At 36.5% G+C, this 16,628-nt stretch carries 13 protein-coding genes and 3 pseudogenes; 12 read left to right on the forward strand and 4 right to left on the reverse strand.

Translation table 11 applies throughout. From position 1 onward, the window contains the following. From ACEN3Z_RS09795 to guaA, 3 genes and pseudogenes are all read left to right on the forward strand, one after another. Positions 1-116, forward strand: a pseudogene (locus ACEN3Z_RS09795) (IS30 family transposase); the annotation flags it as partial. 483 nt (positions 117-599) lie between these two features. Further along, a complete protein-coding gene (gene coaA, locus ACEN3Z_RS09800) occupies positions 600-1,535 on the forward strand; it encodes a type I pantothenate kinase (protein ID WP_138404119.1) in 936 nt (311 codons plus the stop codon). 18 nt (positions 1,536-1,553) lie between these two features. Further along, positions 1,554-3,104, forward strand: coding sequence for a glutamine-hydrolyzing GMP synthase (gene guaA / locus ACEN3Z_RS09805; protein ID WP_407090711.1), 1,551 nt, complete (start codon positions 1,554-1,556; stop codon positions 3,102-3,104). Positions 3,105-3,275: 171 nt separating this feature from the next. Here the strand turns inward: guaA and ACEN3Z_RS09810 are convergent, their stop codons facing one another. The 3 genes from ACEN3Z_RS09810 to ACEN3Z_RS09820 form a co-directional block, all read right to left on the reverse strand. Then, positions 3,276-4,178: a glycerophosphodiester phosphodiesterase gene (locus ACEN3Z_RS09810; protein ID WP_407090712.1), complete on the reverse strand. Its 903-nt coding sequence runs from the start codon at positions 4,176-4,178 to the stop codon at positions 3,276-3,278. A gap of 109 nt (positions 4,179-4,287) precedes the next feature. Further along, a complete protein-coding gene (locus ACEN3Z_RS09815; protein ID WP_138404122.1) occupies positions 4,288-5,142 on the reverse strand; it encodes a transporter substrate-binding domain-containing protein in 855 nt (284 codons plus the stop codon). A gap of 24 nt (positions 5,143-5,166) precedes the next feature. Next, entirely contained in the window at positions 5,167-5,880 is a 714-nt protein-coding gene (locus ACEN3Z_RS09820) for an amino acid ABC transporter permease (RefSeq protein WP_235888765.1), read from the reverse strand. A gap of 214 nt (positions 5,881-6,094) precedes the next feature. Between ACEN3Z_RS09820 and ACEN3Z_RS09825 the strand changes: the two genes are divergently transcribed. The 4 genes and pseudogenes from ACEN3Z_RS09825 to ACEN3Z_RS09840 all read left to right on the forward strand — a co-directional run bounded on the left by ACEN3Z_RS09825 (position 6,095) and on the right by ACEN3Z_RS09840 (position 12,227). Beyond that, the gene (locus tag ACEN3Z_RS09825; RefSeq protein ID WP_407090713.1) at positions 6,095-7,864 is read left to right on the forward strand and encodes an ABC transporter ATP-binding protein; all 1,770 of its coding nucleotides are present in this window, start codon (positions 6,095-6,097) and stop codon (positions 7,862-7,864) included. Then, the gene (locus ACEN3Z_RS09830) at positions 7,857-9,641 is read left to right on the forward strand and encodes an ABC transporter ATP-binding protein (protein ID WP_407090714.1); all 1,785 of its coding nucleotides are present in this window, start codon (positions 7,857-7,859) and stop codon (positions 9,639-9,641) included. The genes ACEN3Z_RS09825 and ACEN3Z_RS09830 overlap by 8 nt, the downstream gene beginning before the upstream one ends. A 575-nt stretch (positions 9,642-10,216) precedes the next feature. Next, positions 10,217-11,542 (forward strand): annotated as a pseudogene (locus ACEN3Z_RS09835) (IS1380 family transposase); the annotation flags it as partial. A 232-nt stretch (positions 11,543-11,774) separates the two neighbouring features. Continuing rightward, complete coding sequence (locus ACEN3Z_RS09840) at positions 11,775-12,227, forward strand: hypothetical protein (protein WP_407090715.1); 453 nt, start codon at positions 11,775-11,777, stop codon at positions 12,225-12,227. Here the strand turns inward: ACEN3Z_RS09840 and ACEN3Z_RS09845 are convergent. Then, on the reverse strand, positions 12,188-13,192 hold the full coding sequence (locus ACEN3Z_RS09845) for an IS30 family transposase (RefSeq protein WP_407090719.1): 1,005 nt from the start codon (positions 13,190-13,192) through the stop codon (positions 12,188-12,190). The genes ACEN3Z_RS09840 and ACEN3Z_RS09845 overlap by 40 nt on opposite strands. A gap of 97 nt (positions 13,193-13,289) precedes the next feature. Here ACEN3Z_RS09845 and ACEN3Z_RS09850 point away from each other — a divergent pair, with 97 nt between their 5' ends. The 5 genes and pseudogenes from ACEN3Z_RS09850 (at position 13,290) to ACEN3Z_RS09870 (ending at position 16,459) form a co-directional block, all read left to right on the forward strand. Next, positions 13,290-13,646 carry a hypothetical protein gene (locus tag ACEN3Z_RS09850; protein ID WP_407090716.1) on the forward strand — a complete coding sequence of 119 codons (357 nt, stop codon included), beginning with the start codon at positions 13,290-13,292 and terminating at the stop codon, positions 13,644-13,646. A 242-nt stretch (positions 13,647-13,888) separates the two neighbouring features. Further along, positions 13,889-14,389, forward strand: coding sequence for a GNAT family N-acetyltransferase (locus ACEN3Z_RS09855; protein ID WP_407090720.1), 501 nt, complete (start codon positions 13,889-13,891; stop codon positions 14,387-14,389). A gap of 82 nt (positions 14,390-14,471) precedes the next feature. Continuing rightward, positions 14,472-15,104: a YfbR-like 5'-deoxynucleotidase gene (locus ACEN3Z_RS09860; protein ID WP_407090717.1), complete on the forward strand. Its 633-nt coding sequence runs from the start codon at positions 14,472-14,474 to the stop codon at positions 15,102-15,104. A gap of 26 nt (positions 15,105-15,130) precedes the next feature. Continuing rightward, a pseudogene (locus ACEN3Z_RS09865) lies at positions 15,131-15,604 on the forward strand (S-ribosylhomocysteine lyase). Between the two features lie 39 nt (positions 15,605-15,643). Then, a complete protein-coding gene (locus tag ACEN3Z_RS09870) occupies positions 15,644-16,459 on the forward strand; it encodes an alpha/beta fold hydrolase (RefSeq protein WP_407090718.1) in 816 nt (271 codons plus the stop codon). The last annotated feature ends 169 nt before the right edge of the window (positions 16,460-16,628 follow it).

The following is a 16,628-nucleotide window of genomic DNA, read 5'->3' on the forward strand; positions in this document are numbered from 1 at the left end:
TGTCATCGATTGCACACAAACGGAACACGATTCCACGGAAATCCTTACACTACCGAACACCGTTGGAAGTATTTTTGAGTTACTTAGATGAAGCAGTTTTGTCTAGCTTAATTTGACAAATCAAATATATAAAATATTATTATTATATCACATTATTATTTTACATAAATACTATTAGAATACAACCTTTAGTAAGCATTTCCATAAGGAATAGTGTTAAAAAAAGTGACTATTTCTATATATTTTAATTAAATGTATCTATAAAAATATCGAATGAGATAAGCTAAAACCCGAACATTCACTCGAATTTCTAGTTTATTTATCGGAGTTTTATTGTGTATTACTTTTAACCGTGGTAAAATTCTAAAATTAATACACTAAGAAATTCAATCGAATTGATAGTTTAATTATATAATATTCAACAGTTTTTGCAATAAATCGTCCCGAAGCTTTAATCATCACGCTTTTTTTGAGTGGATAATTAGAAGTTATAGTCGTTGTTAGTAAAATTTATGAAAATGGTTTCTTTCAAGCCTTTAAACTATTCCTGGAGAGTGCTAAAATACTTATAATTAAAGTAAAGTCTAAGGAGTGGTCATTTGACTAGCGAATTATTTACACATTATTCTAGAAAAGAATGGGAACGATTTAACCAAATGAAAGGAAACCTAAAACCAATTGTAGGATTGGAAGAATTGGTTTCCTTAAACGACCGATTATCACAACAAGATGTGAAAGAAGTCTACGTCCCACTAGTTCATTATATTGATGTAATGCTTAAGAACAAAGATGAATATGAAGTAGAACGTGATAAATTCTTTGATATTATCGGTGAGAAAAGTTCATTTGAGAATAATACATTCATGATTGGTGTATCCGGAAGTGTCGCAGTAGGAAAGAGTACTTCAGCGAGAGTACTTCAGCGCTTGCTTCAGAAATACTATCCTGAGAAGCGGATTGAATTAGTGACAACCGATGGATTTCTATACCCAAATGAAGAACTAGAACGACGTGGAATAATGAAACGGAAAGGATTCCCGGAAAGTTATGACATGCCTCGTTTACTAGAGTTTATGAGTAAGGTAAAAATTGGGGTAGAGGATGTTGAATATCCGACATATTCACATGAAATCTATGATATAGTACCAGGAGAAGTTCAAGTTATGAAGAAACCTGATATCTTAATTGTTGAAGGAATTAATGCCTTTCAACTACCGGAAAACCAACAAACGTATATGAATGAGTTTTTTGATTTTTCAATCTATATAGATGCCGATCCACTTCATATTAAAACCTGGTTTATGGACCGGTTCAAGATGCACATGGAATCAGCGAAAGATGATCCAACGAACTATTTCTATGAAATTACCAAATGGCCATCTGAAAAAGTGGAAGACTACGGGAATGAAATTTGGTATACAATTAACTTAACCAACCTTGTTCAACATATTCAACCAACAAGAGGTCGGGCTGATGTAATCTTATATAAAGGAAAAAATCATTCGATTGACAATGTTTACGTACGTAAATATTGATTAAAAAAGGAGAATTGCATGGAAACAAATTTATTAGATATTGAGAAAATCGTTGTATTAGACTTCGGAAGTCAATACAATCAATTAATTACAAGACGTATCCGTGAATTTGGAGTATTCAGTGAATTATTACCCAATGACACAACGGCTGAAGAAATAAAAGAAATGACTGGCGTTAAAGGGATTATCCTTTCAGGAGGGCCTCATAGTGTCTATGCTCCAGGCTCATTTGATATTGATCCAGCTATTTATGATTTAGGTCTTCCAGTATTTGGAATTTGTTACGGAATGCAATTAACAACTAAATTATTTGGCGGAGAAGTTGAAGGTTCAAACAAACGTGAATATGGCCAAATGCCAATTAACATCAGTAATAATGAAGCGGGAATCTTTGAAGATTTAGAAGAAACTGAAACAGTTTTAATGAGTCATTCGGATTTAATTACAAAAGTACCCGAAGGCTTTACTGTCACAGCAAGTAATGAAAGTACACCGATTGCTGCGTTTGAGAATACAGAACGTCAAATTTATGGTGTTCAATTCCACCCAGAAGTTCGTGCAAGTGTTCATGGAAATGACATGTTACGTAACTTCATCTTCAATATTTGTAACGTTTCTGGAGAATGGTCAATGGAGAACTTTATTGATATTGAGATTGCGAAAGTGCGTGAACTTGTTGGCGACCGTAAAGTATTATTAGCTTTATCAGGTGGAGTTGATTCAAGTGTCGTTGGTGTGCTTTTACAAAAAGCAATTGGCGAGCAATTAGTCTGTATCTTTGTCGATCATGGATTACTTCGTAAAAACGAAGGTGACCACGTGATGGCAGCTTTAGAAGAATTCGGCTTAAACATTATCCGTATTGATGCTAAAGAGAGATTCTTTTCTAAATTAGAAGGAGTAAGCGATCCAGAAGAAAAACGTAAAATCATCGGGAATGAATTTATTTATGTCTTCGATGATGAAGCGACTAAGTTAGAAGGAATTGACTTCTTAGCTCAAGGAACACTTTATACAGATATTATTGAATCTGGAACGAAAACGGCTCAAACAATTAAATCTCACCACAATGTGGGAGGTTTACCAGAAGATATGCAGTTTGAATTAATTGAACTGCTAAACACATTATTCAAAGATGAAGTCCGTGCTTTAGGAACGGCTTTAGGTATGCCAGATTCAATCGTTTGGCGTCAACCATTCCCTGGACCAGGATTAGGAATTCGTGTGTTAGGTGAAATTACTGAAGAAAAAGTTGAAATCGTTCGTGAATCTGACGCAATCTTACGTGAAGAAATTGCTAAACATGGTTTAGACCGTGATATCTGGCAATACTTTACGACTTTACCAAACGTAAGAAGTGTTGGGGTTATGGGAGATGGCCGTACATACGATCATATGGTCGGAATTCGTGCAGTAACGTCGATTGACGGAATGACTAGTGAGTTCGCTCGCATTCCATGGGATGTATTACATGAAATTAGTAAACGAATTGTCAATGAAATCCCTCACGTTAACCGCGTAGTGTATGATGTGACAGGTAAACCACCTTCAACAATTGAGTGGGAGTAACACCAATTTTCTTGAAGAGAAAATGTTGGTGTTATACCTGCAAAGAGTACTAGGCTTTTTCCAAGTCGAAGACGCCGGGAAAAGTCAGGACCTTACTGCTGGGAATAAGAAATATTAAAGGAAATAGGCTGGATGACATGAAATTTGTCATCCAGCCTATTTTTTGTGATTCTAACCCTCATTCAACACTTTCTCCAACAACTCAGGATTATCTGTCATAATCCCATCAACGCCTTTAGCAATCAAATCACGCATAGTTCCTTCGTCATTAATCGTCCAGTAATAAACATCTAGTCCGCGTTGACGTGAGCCGTTAATGATATTTTTCTGCGTCAAGTCTAACCCATGTTGGGTCGTTGGTAGTTGGAAAGCTTGAGCATCTGTATGTGCAAGCCCATTCAGTCTTAAAATCATCTTTGTTAAATAAGAGGTTGCTTCACTGACACCGGCACCAATAGCTACTTGACCTTGAGATACTTCTTTGAAGCGTCTGTTAATCTTATGGTCGAAACTGCCTATAACGACTTTATCTTCCATATGGTACTTTTGAATTAGACGCCACATCTCTTGAATTAAGTCTTCGTAAAGCGCTGGGTCATTAGTATCTTTTAATTCAATGACAGCAGGTGTGTGAGGGAATAATAAGAATATCTCTTCGACAGTTGCTAGTTGAACACCTTGATCTTGATAAGGATAATTACCTTCTAAATCTTGGAATGTTACACCCGCATCGAACGATTTAATCTCAGTTAAAGTGAGTTGGTTAATATAGCCACTCCCATCTGTAATTCTATCGACAGTAGGGTCATGACTGGCAATGAGATATCCATCTTTGGTAATATGAACATCATACTCGAACATGTCTGCTCCGGCTTGTGCAGACCTAGCGAATGCTTCTAAGGTTTCCTCAGGTGCCAGGGCACAACCTCCGCGGTGGGCTATATTTAAGGGTCTGTCTTGTTTCTCATAATTAAAGGGTGTCGTTTTTTCTTTAGGTGGCCATGCATAGATTGCTAACCAAGTTGGAATTACTACACCCGCGATACCTAATGTTTTCTTCCATAGTGAGCTCATAGTGATCCTCCTATCATCTTGATAGATTAATTATATCAAAATTTTTATAAGATAGTTAGAAAGAAAAACACCTAAGAACATCATTGTCTCAGGTGTTTTCATTCGTAGATTAGTCTTCTAACTCAATTACTGGAAGGTCACTAATTTTGATGCCGTTGATTTCTTCTTGTTCAACGGACACATCATCACCATTAAAGTATTGAGCGGAGATCTCTGCTAAAGTGCCATCTTCTTTCATCTCAACTAAGACAGCATCAATAGCTTCTTGAAGCGCGTTTGATTCATTATTATAGACGAAGGCACTGAATGAAGGGTTGTAGAATACATTCCCAAGTTTAACACCTAAGTCGCTAAAGAAATCAATAGAAGTCTTTTGTAAGTAGTAGTCATTAGGGATGAAGTCAGTACGTCCATTCGCAACATCTAGGAAATATTGATCGTTTGTTGCGTTGTCATAAGTCACAAGTTCAGCTCCTAATTGAGCGGCTACTTGCATATAGTTGGTTGTCGCTCCACCAGCAGCTTTTTTACCAGCAAAGTCTTCAATCGATTCAATACCTGAATTATCAGATAAACGGACAACGATCGAAGTGAAACTGTATTTAATAGGTTCACCGATTAAGAAATCTTTCTCACGTTCAGCAGTGGGTTGAACTCCTTCAGCGACCAAGTCAACTTGACCTGACTTCACAGATGTTAACATTCCGTCAACACCCATCTCCATGAACTCAACTTCAAGACCTAGGCGATCAGCTACCTCACGAATTATATCAATATTATATCCAACTAATTCGTTGTCCTCATTATAATAACCACTAGGGTAGAGCGTACCTGATATGGCTGCGATGAGATGACCTCTTTCTTCTACGCGACTTAAGGAATCATCTTCTTGAGCTGAGACAGCCGTGAATTGTGTGAAGAAAAGTGAAACGATAACTAATGCACTAAAGAATTTTTTGAACATTTTTTACTCCAATCATTTTTAATTCTAAGGAGACATGCGTTTGCTAGGGGGAGTTATCTGATCTGGCTTATATAGTCGCTCTAAGTAATCTTGTAAGAAACCATAAATAACACAGATAATCCAATAAATAATTGCGATAAGAAAGTACATGGTCATATAGTCATTATTAGCTCCACCGACAATTTTAGCTTTTTGGAAGATTTCTGGAACAGTAATCATGGCTGTCAGTGAGCTTCCTTTTACCAAGTCCAATAAGACGTTACTCAAGGCAGGAATCGCAATACGAGTGGCTTGAGGGAAAATAATTTTTCTCAAAACTTTTCGTCGATTCAATCCCAAAGACTGAGCAGCTTCCCACTGACCCTTGTCGATGCTTTCAATAGCTGAGCGAATAATCTCAGAACTGTAAGCACTGCTTGTTAGTCCAAAGCCAAGGACCGAAGCTTGAATAGCTGTCAGCATAAGATTGGCTAAAGGGAGACCAAAGTATAAAAAGAATAAGGTCACGAGTACTGGCACACCTCTGAAGAAAGAAACATAGAACCGAGCGAGGATTCTAAGTAGCCTTGATCTTGAGATTCGCATAAGGGCAAGGATTGTTCCTCCGATAAGACTCAGGATGAAACTTAACAGTGAGATAGCAATCGTATAACTAAGCCCTTCGAGTACAAAAGGGATACTTTCAAGCGCAAGTTGGGGATTAAAAATATAATCCCATCTGATATCTGATAAAATAATTTTAGTCACTGATCCTCTCCTTTGAAAAAATATGAACAATAAGTATGTTATCACTAGATTTTAATAAATACAAGTTTTTGAATTGCGTTTTCTATATATAATTGGAAGAACAAATCTGATGAAAAAAGGAGCCATCATTGACATTAAAACACTATTTTGACTATAATTAATATACTGCGTTTTAAGAATTTTCATAGATTGAAGTGAGGTTAATATGTTTGCAATATTCAAAAAATTAGCATGGTTCTTTAAACTGAGATGGAAAACCTATGCACTTGCCATAGGTGGCTTAACTACCTGTGCCATCTTATCAGCGATTATCCCATTAATTATCGGAGGATTAGTCGATTCAATGGCAACCGGGACTATTACTTGGGACCACTTAATACAACAGACTGGATTACTCCTTGGTATTGGCTTACTTATGTATGGATTAAGATACATGTGGCGCAGTAATTTGTTTGGGAATTCAACATTGTTAGAAGCGATTATGCGTAACCGTTTGTTTGATCATTTTACTAAGATGGATCAGAAGTTTTACGGGCAATATCGTACTGGTGATTTAATGGCACATGCGACGAATGACTTAGCTGCTTTACGCTTTGTTGCTGGTGGGGGAATTATTACTTTAACTGATTCCTTATCAATCACTGTCGTGACTTTGTTTTCAATGATTTTTATTATTGACTGGCAATTGACCTTGTTTACTATTTTACCTTTCCCATTATTGATTTTTGTTGCCCAATATTTAGGAAAATTAATTAATAAGTATTTTAGAGGGTCATTAAAAGCTTTCTCTGATATGAATGATCATGTACAAGAGAGTGTCTCCGGAATGAAAGTGATTAAAGCTTTCGGTGAAGAGGAAGAGGAAGAGGATTACCTAGATTTTGTTAAAGAAACGGACAATGTCGTTGAAAAGAACAAGAAAGTATTCCGAATTGATTCGGCTTATACGCCTGTCATCGATGTGATTACTGGTTTAACTTATGTATTAACGATCTTTTTTGGGACATACTTTATCCAAAATGGTCGTATTACTTTAGGAGACTTAATCGCTTACCTAAGTTATTTAGGAAATATGACTTGGCCATTATTAGCTGTTGGAAGATTAGTGAATACAATGGAGCGCGGGAATGCGAGTTATGATCGAGTAACTGATTTGCTATCTGAAAAAGCAAGTGTCGTCAATGATCCCAATCCTGTTAAAAACTTAGAATATAATGATTTAAAAGTAAATATTAATACCTTTAGTTATCCAGATTCAGAAGTAGAAATTTTAAGTGATATTCACTTTAAACTGGAAGAAGGGGATACTTTAGGCATTGTTGGCCGAACAGGGTCTGGAAAGAGTTCCTTGTTTAACTTATTAGTGCGAAATTTTGATGTTGAATCTGGAGAAATCCTTATTGATAACACACCACTGAATAAGATTGATATGACAGAATTAAATGATCGAGTTGGGTATATTTCACAGAACAACTTACTTTTCTCAACGACAATCCGAGAGAACATTCGCTTCGGTCGTCCAAATATGACACAAGAAGAAGTCGAATATTATGCAAAGGTTGCAGATGTTCATGAAGACATCCTAACTTTCTCAGATGGTTACGATACCTTGGTTGGAGAACGCGGTGTGAGTTTATCTGGTGGGCAGAAGCAACGGATTTCAATCGCTCGAACATTAGCGATGAATCCAGAAATATTAATTATGGATGATGCGCTTTCCGCTGTGGATGCTAAGACAGAACAAAGGATATTAACGAACTTACGTGAATTCCGTCAAAAAGGGATCACAATCATAGCGACTCATCGATTAAGTTCAATTATGCGTGCAGATGAGATCCTAGTCTTAGATAATGGGCATATTAGCGAACGAGGAACTCATGAGCGGTTACTCTCGTTAGAAGGTTGGTATGACAATATGTTCCGTCAACAACAATTAGATCAGAAAATTTCAGAAAGTGGGGAAGACAATGAGTAATACGAAACAAAGAAAAACAAGCTTCTCACTAAAAGAGCAATGGAACATATTACGTTATTTATTCTCATTTGCGAAATCTGAAACTAAATGGTTTATCTTATCTATTGTTATGATGGTTATTGCTTCTGCTTTATCAGCTTACTTACCTATTATTATTCAACAATATATTGATGAGTACTTATCGACAAGTTCAGCAACAATCCAAATTACTTTACAAGTAGCTGGAACGTACCTTGTTTTATTACTTTTAAGAATGGTCATTGTCTACGTTAAAGATTACACTTTTAAATTAGCATCCGAGCATACGGTAGCGAATATGCGAAATAATTTGTACCACAAATTAGGGAAATTAAGTTTAGATTACTTTAACAAAACACCTAATGGTGAAGTTGTCTCACGTGTGACGAATGATACCGAGACAATTAAAGAATTTTGGAATGTGTTTTTAACATTTTTCGATGGTTTTATTAATGCAACGATGATTGCGGTAGCGATGTTTTCACTTAGTGTATCAATGTCTTGGGTCTTCATGGCCTTTATCCCCGTCATATTCATCTTGATATACGTCTACCAAAAGATTAGTACTGTCATCTACCGTCGTATGCGCCAAGCGTTAAGTAAGGTGAATGCGCGCTTAAGTGAGTCAACAATGGGGATGTGGCTCATTCAACAATTCAATCAGACCCAGCGAATGAAAGAAGAATTCGATGAAGTAAACCAGGAATACTTAGTGGCTAGAACTAATATGTTCAAGATGAATGCTGTGCTATTAATGCCTGCCATTAACCTTATTGAACAAATTGTGTTGGTCATTGTCATCTGGATCTTTGCTGCGCAATTACTTTCGGGTTCAGTCGTTGATATTGGGATTATTTACGCTTTTACGTCTTATTCTAAGTCATTCTTCCATCCAATTGGAGGGATGTTAGACAGCTTGAGTATTTACCAAGATGGGCTAGTTTCAGCCTCTCGCGGGATGGCTTTACTAGCAAATGAGAATACAGAACCTCAACCAAATGCGAATGCAGTGGATTCATTGATTGATGGTCAGATTAACATTGATGATTTGTATTTCTCGTATGATGGTAAAAATGTTGTATTGAAAGATATCGATTTAGAAGTGTCTCCGGGAGAAATGATTGCGATTGTTGGTCATACCGGATCTGGAAAGAGTACAATCATTAATCTGTTAATGCGATTCTACGAATACCAACAAGGATTAATTTCCGTTGATAAAGAAGATATTCGTGGTTACACCAAACGAAGTATTCGCTCTCAAATCGGCTTAGTCCAACAAGATGCGTTCATGTTCTATGGTAATTTCTATGACAATATTCGTTTACATGGAAACTATTCAGATGAAGAAGTGAGAGAAGCTGCAGAATTTACTGGAGCAGATCACTTTATTAAATCAATGGAAGATGGTTATCGTTCTCACATCAGTGAGGGGGGAACTTCACTATCAGCTGGTCAGAAGCAGTTAATTAATATTGCACGTACGATTATTCGAAATCCGCGAATTTTAATTTTAGACGAAGCTACGGCCAATATTGATACGGAGACGGAGCAGTATATACAACAAAGTCTTGAAAAGATTCGAGAGCAAGCGACATTAATTGTCATTGCCCACCGACTTTCAACAATCAAAGATGCTGACAAAATCTACGTTCTGCACAAAGGCCGTGTTATCGAACAAGGTCATCATGATGAACTGATTAAATTAGAAGGAACATATTACGATATGTACCGCCTGCAATCTTTACAAGGAAAAGTATAAGAAAAAAAGCAAAGTGTGCTAACTAGCCACTTTGCTTTTTTTGTCTAAACAATCTGTTAAATAGACAATAGCCCTCTCAATAAAGAGAAGGCTACCTAACTATTCAATATTATTATTCTAAAGTTCTTTCTTGTAACTATTACTTAAAATTAATTCTTTCTCATTTAAACGATATATTCCCATAACCTCTAATATATCCTTGTAACCCTTTAGTTACGCCAGTTTGATTAAATTTCATCAAAACAAATTAAATTCTTGCATAAAAAATATCTTTCGCGTATTAATTAGTATAACATTCTTTGTATTAAAAAGCGAATTCTGTAAATGAAATAATTATTCTTGTTGTAAATTTACTTGTGAATAGCAACCCAATATATATTAAATTTTAAATAAAAATACATTATCTTGATGTAATATATACCAACCTGAATGATTCATAGTTTATTACCAATGTACGTATATTAGTGTTCCAGAAACTTTTTTAGTCTATTCATTCAGCACCCATAGGGTGCAAAAAGAACCTCAATCTGTTAAGGTTAATTCGACAAAAAACTACCCACAGAAAGAGGTCCTCAATGAATAGATTAGTCGAAATACCAACAAATTTCAATCCCTCATTAACAATTTCAAATAATGGGGGTACTTTATTTACCGATTCGGGATTAGTAGTGCTTAAATTGTTTATGGAACACATTCATTTTTCAACATTAGCAAGTCAACTCCTTCATTTTAAGGACTTTCGCAAGCATTTTAAGCATTCCAATGTTAATATCCTTGAACAACTTATTTTTCAATTAGCTGCCGGATATTCAACAGACTCAGCTGCTGATTATCTGAATAAAGATCAAGTATTTTCCGTTATTCCCAACCACTTGGTTGCCTCCCAACCAACTATCTCACGCTTTTTTAAGCAGATAGATGAACAAACTATCAAAGATTTTTCGACATTGAATTTAGCGTTACTGAATCGTTTCGAACCTCTCAGGAATTCTTCTGAGTTGATCATTGATGTAGATTCAACGCACTTTGATACCTATGGCCAGCAAGAAGGCACAGCTTACAATGCCCATTATGGCACAACTGGATACCATCCTTTAGTAGCGTTTGATGGCCTAACAGGCGATTTTTTAAGTGCGGAACTACGTCCAGGTAACGTTTATACTTCAACCAATGTTGCAAAATTTCTTTCGCCATTGTTATCTCATTATCACCAACCGACGTTAGATAAAACCATTTTAGTCCGAGGAGATAGCGGTTTTGCAACACCTGAAATTTATGAGTTATGTGAACAACAAGATGCTAACTATGTGATTCGTTTGAAAAGCAATCGGGCTTTAGGTAAGTTAGCCGAAGGCTATATTAAGATTGATGACGACATGGATTGGACAACTGATGAAACCTATTACTACTCGACCACTTACCAAGCAGCGAGTTGGACAAAACCGAGACGCATTTGCATTAAATCTGTTAGGCGCCCCAATGAATTAATATTTGAACACACTTATATTGTTACCACTCTTTCGGATAATGTTAACGCTCAAACAGTGTTCTCTATTTATCAAAAGCGTGGTCAGATGGAAAATTATATTAAAGAAGCTAAGAATGGTTTCTTTATGGGCAAAACGGACAGTCTAGGTTTTATAGAGAATTTTGGTCGCTTATGGATTAGTGCCTTAACCTATAACCTCGTTAATCTCATGAAAAGATTCTGCTTAGAGCCAAAAAATCAAACGATGCAGGTTAACTCTTTAAGATTGAAATTGTTTAAATTTGCAGGAAAACTCGTTAAAACAGGGCGACGTTTGTACTTAAAAATGAGTACTAGTCATGTCTATCAGAAAATATTCTATCGACTAATTACCAAAATTAGTTTGTTAGCTCGAAATATTAAAAAATGGGTAAGTCCAAGGGATAAGTCCGCCCATAATTGGCTAAATACCTGTAACATGTCTTACATGAGGGTTAAAAAGGATAAAAACTAAAGCCAATAGGCTTAAAAATAAATAGTATACAGCTAAAAACGGTTAAAAGTAGGAAATTATCCTTATAAAAGAAAGTTATGAATCATTCAGGATTAAAGTTACTTATTAAGAGTTACTTATAAAGAGGGGAAAGTAGAGAGGTTAATGAGCAATGATTAAATCAATCGTTGAAGAGTCTAGTTTGGATAGTCCGTATAAGAGTATCAATTTAAAGCGAATTGAACCACACTTTGCCAATGAGATTAGTGAACGTTTGCTTTTATTACATCACGAATTTGATTTGCCAAAAGGACTCATCAGAATCACTGACCGCAAGAGTAAACGTAATCTCGCTTATCAAGCAACAAATGTTGTCTCGCGAATGCGTAAAGGAAAACAGTATGGATTGTTCGATAGCAATTTAAACTTTAGCCATAATATGTTTCAAACTAAGGTGAGGTCGGTTACTATTCATCACCGTGTCTACCAGTTGAGAAACTCACCCTTAATTGCAGATCAATCAGGATTAACGACAATCGACCATGAATTTGCACACTTATTGAACTCTTTTTATATCTTGAATTGTCAAATTAAGTGCAACGCTACACCAAAAAATACTTCATAGGGCGTTTTCCAGTTTAAACACTTCCTTGGGCGTAAGTTGAGTTTACGAACATATTGATCTACAACCTGATCAGTGACCGTATCCATCTCTTTTGTTTTCGGTAAATACTCTCTTAATAGGCCGTAAGTGTTTTCGTTCGTCCCTCGTTGCCATGGAGCATGTGGGTCAGGAAAGTAGAATGGGACGTTATTAAGAGCTTTAGTGATTTCCCAATGTTTTGAGAACTCCTTACCACGGTCTGGAGTAATTGATTTTACTTGATTAGATTCAATAGAAGAGAATAAATGAATCATCTTATCTCTGACTAGTTCAGATCGTTTTTTCTCGATTTTTCCACTCATCAAGTATCTTGATCTACGGTCGGTAAGCGTAACTAAACAAGCACCACCCGTCTTACCAGCCACTGTGTCTGCCTCCCAATGACCAATTTCAGAACGATCATTAGCAGTAGCTGGACGCTCATGAATCGTATTAGAGATCTGTATTTTACCTCTTCTCTCAATATGATGTTTCGTATGTCTAGTTTTTCCACGGTGTCTGAGAGAACGAACCAGCCCGCGGTTTCCTTTACTGAGTGGTTCTGTTTCAAATAGACCCCTGTAGATTCCGCGATAAATGGTAGGGTAACTTATATGGATACCTACCTGTTCGTCTTTCAATCGATAGGCAATCTCTTCAGGTGACCATTGTTCTTCTACGAATAGCCTTCGAACGATTTTCCAAACCTTGGGATTAGACAAAATCAACTTTCGCCCACAGTTTTGCTTTCTGTAAGAATATAACGTCTGAGCAATGATAGGAGAATAAGTCCCCTTCTTAAAATTACGTTTCAGTTCTCTAGAGATCGTTGACGGACTTCGGTCGACGGCAGCGGCAATAGTGCGAATAGAATGACCTTGGTTGAACATTAAAAATAGTTTTTCTCGTTCAAATATTGTAAGATGGTTATAGTGGCTCATAGCTATCTTCCTTTCAAATAGTGTGGACAACCCTATTTTAACTGGAATTTAGCTAGGGGTCTTTTTTAAGGATTAAGTGTTGCACTTAAAGTGTATATTCAAGATGCTAAAAACAAATAAGAATCTACAAGCGATAGCTGAACAATATGAGAATTTACGAGAAATCGATAAGCGTGATGTAAAAACCTTAAAGGCATTTAATCATGCGTTGATCTATCATCCTAATTCCCTAAACGAAACTGTCTATCAGTCTCTATTAAAACAAAGTGGGTTGAATCGCTTGCATTTTAAACGTCTTATTAAGGAAACAATGGGTACTTACGCAGCACAATCTACACGAGAGTTTTTTGCTGAAGCATTTACTATATCTCAGTATCTACCAAATTACCAAAAACCATTCATGTCCTTGTTTCGTGAGGCCTTATCAAAGTCATTAGAGTGTTCAACATTTTGGGATTGAAATCATTAACAGCATTCAAAACAGTCACCTCAGTCATTTCAGTCACATCATTTAAATTAGTCACTTCACTCTATTGACACGGAAAAGCAGACTGTTTTGATAACTGTTGATATTTTTAACAGTCGATAATATGTGACATTAAGGGAATGAGGCAATAAGGCAATATAAGCAACAAGACAAACAGGAGCAACAGGAGAAAGAAACCGATATCTAAAAGGAAAAGAATTTAGGAGCGTTAAATGATGCAAATTAGAGCACTGGAACGAGAAGATTTAAAGTTTATCCATGAGATCAATAATGAAAGAAATACAATGGCTTATTGGTTCGAAGAGCCATATGAGTCGTTAGATGAGTTAATCAGTCTTTACGATAAACATATTCATGATACTCATGAAAGGCGTTTTGTGATTGATGTAGAGGGTAATTTTGCCGGTGTTGTTGAGTTAGTTTGGATCGATTTTATCCATCGTAATTGTGAGATCCAGATTATTATCTTAGAAAATTTTAGAGGATTTGGTTATGCGCAACAAGCGTTGAAAAAGGGGATTGAATATGCATTTTCAATTTTAAATATGCATAAAGTCTATCTATATGTTGATACGAGTAATGCCCCAGCAGTCCACATCTATAAAAAAATTGGTTTTGAGATTGAAGGCAACATGAAAGAGCAATTCTTCTCGAATGGCACTTATCGTGATAGTTATTTTATGGGGTTATTAAGATCTGATTATATCAAAGTGTGATTGTTGAACGATTAGTGATGAGGCTGTTGATTAATCACTGAAGAACGCTTATGATAGAGAATAAAAAATTGGAGGAGATAAGATGGGGTTAAACGAGTATATTGTGGGACTTAGCAATTTAGAAAAGATTTCTAGGGCACCAGGATTTTTTAAGTTCACAGAACATACGGTTGCTGCGCATTCATTTAGGGTAGCATCAATCGCACAAGTGTTGGGGGATATTGAGGAATTAAATGGTGTTGAAATCAACTGGAAATTACTCTATGGAAAGTCTTTGAACCACGATTATACTGAAAGGTTTATTGGGGATATTAAGACACCAGTAAAATATGCCAATAAACAATTACGGGGAATGCTACATACAGTAGAGGAACGAATGACGATTGAGTTTATCGATCAGGAAATTCCAGAAGAGTTCCAAATGATTTATCGTAGGCGACTTTTTGAGGCGAAGGATGATTCGGTAGAGGGACAGCTACTGGCAATCGCTGACAAGGTTGATTTATTGTATGAATCTTTTGAAGAAATTGTGAACAGCAATCCAGAACCGGTCTATCAAGAGATGTTTTTAGAAGCGTCAACCACTATTCAATCCTTTAAAGAAAGACCCTCTGTCAAATATTTTTTTGCACATATATTTCCAGAATTACTCAATAAAGACTTTTTTGGCAAAGACGATTTTTTAAATCGCGTGGATGAAGTTCTGGCAAATTAATAATCTCAAAGAAACGGAGACCTATAATGGCAAAAGTTGAAAGTTTTACCTTAGATCACACGAAAGTCTTGGCACCATATGTTCGATTGATTGGTACGGAAAAGGGAACACAAGGCGACATCATTTGTAATTTTGATCTACGATTAATTCAACCAAATGTGAGTGCAATCCCTACTGCTGGGATACACACCATCGAGCATCTACTAGCTTCTTTACTAAGAGACCGCTTACCAGGTGTGATTGATTGTTCGCCGTTTGGCTGACGGACGGGTTTTCATTTGATTATGTGGGGTGAGCCAACTGCTCATGATGTAGCAGTAGCACTAAAGGCCTCACTAGAAGAAATTGTTTCTTCAATCGAATGGTCAGATGTTCAAGGTACTACCGCGGTTAGTTGTGGCAACTATGTCGATCATTCCTTATTTTCGGCTAAAGAAGTTTCAAAGCATGTCCTAGAGAAGGGTATCAGTGACGATCCATTCAAACGTCATGTCGTTTAGAGAAAGTTTATGACCGATATATTTAACCGATATAGTTAGTTGTCATCAGATAAAAGTAGAGGTGTAGCCATAGTGATTACTATCGAAAAAAAGACAACTAAAAATATCCCATTTTTAGTTGTGGAAGACAAGGATATTGTCAAATCATCCGCACCCGTTATGGTTTTTTACCATGGTTGGACAAATGCTAAGGAATCTTTAATGACGCAAGCCTATGTATTTGCATTAGATGGTTATGCTGTCTTTGTGCCCGATGCATTGTTGCATGGTGAGCGGAAACAGGAGAATAGAGCATTAGAGGGGACAACTGATTTTTATCGTATTTTGTTTCAAAATGTCAAAGAGTTGCCTACTTTAAGAGAATATATGGAAGAAAATGGTTATGACGGCACTGATATAACGGTTGGTGGGATATCGATGGGTGGCTTTACCACCTCCATGCTTTTGACAACTTATGATTGGGTAACAGCTGGAGCTAGTTTTATAGGCTGTCCAGATCCAGTCTCGTTCGGTAAAGATATGCTAGTCCAACAATATGAAAATGGTGGAAAAGAGAAGTATCCGAAAGAAATTTGGGACGATTATTTTGACCAAATGGACCGATTAGCCAGTGACTTGAGACATTATTCGTTAGCAGAAAACTTGAATAAAATACTAGAAAAACCTTACTTCATTTTTCATGGTGGCAAAGATGAGGTTGTTCCAGTTAAATATGATCGATTACTGGCCGAAGATTTGAAAAAATCTCATGGAAAACATTTTCGTTATAGCGAGCAACCTTCAGGAGGACATCACGTACCTTACCGCAGTTTATTAGAGGCTATAGATTTCTTAAATAACGAACGAAATCAATAATAATCTCTCAAAACGTTTACTATTTTGTGACATGAGATGTTATGACTCAAGAACTCAACAGTTGAGTTCTTTTTTTATGTGCGCCCGGCATGGGCGATAACTTGGTGGTGAAAGTCCACTACAGACTTGGCAGTAGGAACTGTTAGCTAAAGGCAAGGGTGTCCACCGT

It is taken from the genome of Ruoffia sp. FAM 26254 (assembly GCF_045528545.1).
GTDB lineage: Bacteria > Bacillota > Bacilli > Lactobacillales > Aerococcaceae > Ruoffia > Ruoffia halotolerans.

Excerpts from the sequence above, each read along its gene's own strand:
- guaA (WP_407090711.1), top strand. The coding sequence starts at position 1,554 with ATGGAAACAAATTTATTAGATATTGAGAAAATCGTTGTATTAGACTTC.
- ACEN3Z_RS09810 (WP_407090712.1), bottom strand. The coding sequence starts at position 4,178 with ATGAGCTCACTATGGAAGAAAACATTAGGTATCGCGGGTGTAGTAATT.
- ACEN3Z_RS09815 (WP_138404122.1), bottom strand. The coding sequence starts at position 5,142 with ATGTTCAAAAAATTCTTTAGTGCATTAGTTATCGTTTCACTTTTCTTC.
- ACEN3Z_RS09825 (WP_407090713.1), top strand. The coding sequence starts at position 6,095 with ATGTTTGCAATATTCAAAAAATTAGCATGGTTCTTTAAACTGAGATGG.
- ACEN3Z_RS09830 (WP_407090714.1), top strand. The coding sequence starts at position 7,857 with ATGAGTAATACGAAACAAAGAAAAACAAGCTTCTCACTAAAAGAGCAA.
- ACEN3Z_RS09840 (WP_407090715.1), top strand. The coding sequence starts at position 11,775 with ATGATTAAATCAATCGTTGAAGAGTCTAGTTTGGATAGTCCGTATAAG.
- ACEN3Z_RS09850 (WP_407090716.1), top strand. The coding sequence starts at position 13,290 with ATGCTAAAAACAAATAAGAATCTACAAGCGATAGCTGAACAATATGAG.
- ACEN3Z_RS09855 (WP_407090720.1), top strand. The coding sequence starts at position 13,889 with ATGCAAATTAGAGCACTGGAACGAGAAGATTTAAAGTTTATCCATGAG.
- ACEN3Z_RS09860 (WP_407090717.1), top strand. The coding sequence starts at position 14,472 with ATGGGGTTAAACGAGTATATTGTGGGACTTAGCAATTTAGAAAAGATT.